Origin of the sequence: Nostoc paludosum FACHB-159 (assembly GCF_014698835.1) — a bacterium.
GTDB classification, from domain to species: Bacteria; Cyanobacteriota; Cyanobacteriia; order Cyanobacteriales; family Nostocaceae; genus Nostoc; species Nostoc paludosum.
In genome coordinates this window covers 1-4,114 of the sequence record NZ_JACJTU010000141.1, presented here as the reverse complement: position 1 = coordinate 4,114, position 4,114 = coordinate 1, and the positions used below count along the sequence as shown (strand labels likewise).

Here is a 4,114-nt window from a genome sequence, read left to right as displayed (position 1 = left end):
GCGAAGGCTTCTATAATTGCGATTTGAGACATGGGACAGATGCATTAATATAGAATTTGCGCTGCATCTTACCATATACTGCCTACATTTAGAATGAAATAGCCCTGATCTAAAAGCTGACAACTGTAATAAAAAGCAAATTACAAATCAACTTTTGAAAACGAAAAAGTTTTAAATTAGTTCGAGATTAATAACACAATACCCTTGGTGCTAAGAAAGTTCCTTTGTGGAGGTAAGCGAACTCTTAACAGGGTTGGGGGAACAGAGGAGGAAAAAACACACTGATCTCAACTGTATCGAGCGATCGCATACAGCATATTTAAGGTAAATCAAGTACACGCGTAGGGGCAACTTACAGCTATTTTCAGGTAAATAGACCACGCGGTATGGTCGCAAGGGCTTGCGCCCCTACGACAGATAGGGAGGGTTTATTCCCCTTGTCTGCTTCTCCACTCCTAATACTGCTCGGTTAAGGATTTTGAACTCGGAATTTGGTTTGGGGAAAAGGTAAAGGGTAAAGGTTTTTTCTTTCCCCTTTTCCCCAAAACCCGACAAGTATTGTCTCCACTCCTGACTCCCCAATTCCCTACTTTTCTCGTTGTGTGTCAGGTAATACTTAATAGGCGGGCTAGAACCTAACATTTTCTATCAATTCATTACCTAAAAATATAGTAGGAAATTATACTTATTTAATTTGAGATAAGTCCTATTAGGCAGGTAACTCTTGTAATCCAATCCATCCGCTAATGGATCGTCGTTGCCTTACGTAGATAGTTGTATTGCCATGTTCTACATGTTGAGGTTTGCTAGGTAATTTTCCTATGACGGCCTCTGCAAATGAACTGGGTTCGTTCCAATTATAAACAGGCATTTCTTGCCAACAGTGGCGACAGAACCAATAAGTCTCTCCACCGCGTATATGTTCTAAAAGTACACCAGAACAGCAAGGACAGTAATTCATATTTTGTCAAATCCTGTTAATAAAAGTGTTATTGCAAATCCAGGCAGTCAGTTGACAAACCCGTAGTTACTTAAACTAAGTTGTCTATATTTTGACTATAATCTCAGAATGTGAGGAAGTTGTGAGGAAATTTAAATTACTTATTATTTCTATAATATTTATACACATTTATTGAGTAATGACCCCAGGGGATTGAACTCTTTTCTTATAAGATCTTGAAATTTTCCTAGTAAAACTACACAGAAGAAGGGGAGCAGGGAGCAGGGGAGAATTCAATGTGCCTTGTTTTTTCCCCTCTGCCCCTCTGCTCCCCTGCGGTCTAAACTACAAATTAGGTGCTTAACAGCTTATAAGCCCTGCTTCTCATCCTAATTATCAATTTCCAAAATTTCACGCTACGTAATACTACAACGCCATTAATTAAGGTAATCTCTTTAAATAACAGCTCATCTATTATTGAATTTGACAATAGAATGAGTTTGTCTACTCTAAAATTCTATCTACTTGCTGTTCCTGACTTGGTTGTTTCCCTGTAATCGTCTGGTGAAATTTACAGAGCATATTTATCCAAATAATTGATTAATACTTCTTTAACTACAAAAATTCTTGGTTTACAAGAGTTTGCTTAGTTTTAATTTTGCTAGCTTGCGCTAGTTCCTCCTGTTATCAACAAGATAATTAGAATTGACTAATTAACTATGCAATTCAACGCTCAGCTAATTAATTTACCTACTTTAGATCGTGTTATTAATCGTACTCCCTTAACGATTAACCCTGATAGTTATGTAGTCGAAGCTATTGTCTTAATGAATCAGGCAAGATGTAATAAATATGCAGCAAATAGTTTAGATATATCATTAGGTTTAAGCCTTCCAGAGCAATCATTAACTGATTGTGTCTTGGTTATGGAGGCAGGAAATTTATTAGGTATTTTTACGCAAAAAGATGTAGTTAGACTTATAGCTTCTGAAATTGATTTATCGACGGCGACAATGGTTGAGGTTATGACGCAGCCAGTTGTGACCCTGAGAGAATCAGATTCTCAAAATATTTTCATGGCCTTATCGTTATTGCGCCAGCACCAAATTCACCATCTACCAGTTTTAGACGATGGTGGGCAATTGGTAGGAATTATCAGTGAGGCCAACTTGCTACAAGCGTTTGATTTAGTCAAAATGGCTGGGGTTGTTGAAGGATTACAGCAATGTTTCCAAAAACCCACAGATGAATTCAGGCAGGTTAATCAGCAAATTGAAATAGACCAAGTGCGCTACCAAACTCAAAATTACTTAAAGCTTTGGTTTGAGGCACAATCTTGTGAAATTATGGAAGTTAATCAGCAACTTCAACTAGCCCTGGAAGAATTTCGGACAGCACAAGAGGAACTGCGCCAACAAAATGAAGAACTGCTCGCTACTCGTGAGTTAGTAGAATTAGAGCGGCAGCGTTACCAAGATTTATTTGACTTTGCTCCAGATGGTTACTTGGTAACTAATACGGCCGGTATTATCCAAGAGGTTAATCATGCAGCCGCAACGTTATTTGCTGTGCCCCAAAAATATTTGTTTAACAAACCGTTAGTATTGTTTGTTGCTCAGGAAGACCGCCAGACCTTTATCGCCAAACTGAATAATTGCCAGCAGATGCAGGAGTGGGAAATTAATTTAAAATCACGGAAAAATAAACCTTTCCTAGCTAGGGTTAAAGTCACTGCGATATACAACCTACAAGATGAGCAAGTTGGCTGGCGCTGGTTAATTTGCAACATCAGCGAACGGCAACAAGCAAAAGAAGCACTGCGCCAAGCTAACGATGAGCTAGAAAGACAAGTGGCGGAACGAACAGCAGAACTTGTCTTGTCCAACGCACGATTGCAAAAAGAAATTAGCCAACGCCAACGGGTCCAAGAGGCATTAAGGCAAAGTGAAAACCTCTATCGCCAACTGGTGGAAAGCCAAACAGACATTATTATCCGCATTGATTTGCAAGGGCGGGTGACCTTTGCCAATGCCGCTGCTTGTCAAACCTTTGGCTGGAAACAAGATGAGTTTCGCGGTCAGCCGATTTTTGAGTTTGTTCATCCAGATGACTTGCCGCAAACCAGGGAAAATATCACAAATTTAATATCTGGGTCTTATTCCTTGACAACTGCTGAGCGACGTGTATTCACTGTTAACGGTATTCGCTGGTTTCAATTGAAGAGTATTGGGATTAAAGATGAAAAAGGAGAGATTGTTGAAATTCAAGGGGTAGGAAGAGATATTACCGAACAGCAAGCAGCGCTACGCGATCGCCAAATTGCCGAAGAAGCACTGCGTCAAAGTGAAGAGAAATTCCGCAATTTTGCCGAAAATACCGAGGCAGTAATTTGGATTGCTAGCGCTAAATCATTGCAACCTTTCTACATTAGTCCTGCTTATGAAAAAATTTGGGGTCGTTCTTGTAAGAATTTGTTTGAGCACTCAGAGTTCTGGATAGATACGGTTCATCCAGACGATCGCGATCTGGCCAATAAATTCATCGAACAACTGCTGAATCATCAGTCAGCTTCAGCAGAATATCGGATTTTCCAACTTGATGGTTCCTTACGCTGGATTTGGAATCGGGGTTTTCCTGTGTGCGATCGCCAAGGAAAAATTAACTACTATAGCGGTATCGCCGAAGATATCACCGAACGCAAACTCGCTGAAGAATCGCTGCGCGAAAGTGAAGCGCGATTGAATTTAGCTCTAGAAACTGCCCACATGGGTATCTGGGACAGGAACCTCAAGGCCAACACCGTTATTTGGTCTGCGAGTATGGGACTACTTTATGGTTTACCTTGGGGCAGTTTATGTCCCCCCTTTGAAGAGTACCTGAATTTAATCCATCCAGAAGACCGCAAATCTGTGGTTGCCAGCATAACTCGCGTTCTTGAAGAAGGAAGAGGAACCATAGAGTATCGAGTCGTCTGGCCTGATGGCAGTATACACTGGTTAAACTCCACAAGTCAGGTATACTACAACGAAATTGGTGAGCCAGTACGAACCATCGGTACAAACAGAGAGGGAGCAATGCGATTTTGTTAGATGACCCCAAAAAAAGTGCGATCGCCGAACACTCATACTGAGAAATAAAGTAGTTTTTATTACAAAAATGTGATTAGTTGATACC

At 40.4% G+C, this 4,114-nt stretch carries 2 protein-coding genes; one reads left to right on the top strand and one right to left on the bottom strand.

Going from position 1 to position 4,114, the window contains the following annotated elements:
• Nucleotides 1-709 precede the first annotated feature (709 nt).
• Nucleotides 710-961, bottom strand: coding sequence for a hypothetical protein (locus H6H03_RS39380; RefSeq protein WP_190960393.1), 252 nt, complete (start codon nt 959-961; stop codon nt 710-712).
• Between the two features lie 698 nt (nt 962-1,659).
• Between H6H03_RS39380 and H6H03_RS39375 the strand changes: the two genes are divergently transcribed.
• Entirely contained in the window at nt 1,660-4,029 is a 2,370-nt protein-coding gene (locus H6H03_RS39375; RefSeq protein ID WP_190960392.1) for a PAS domain S-box protein, read from the top strand.
• Nucleotides 4,030-4,114 lie beyond the last annotated feature (85 nt).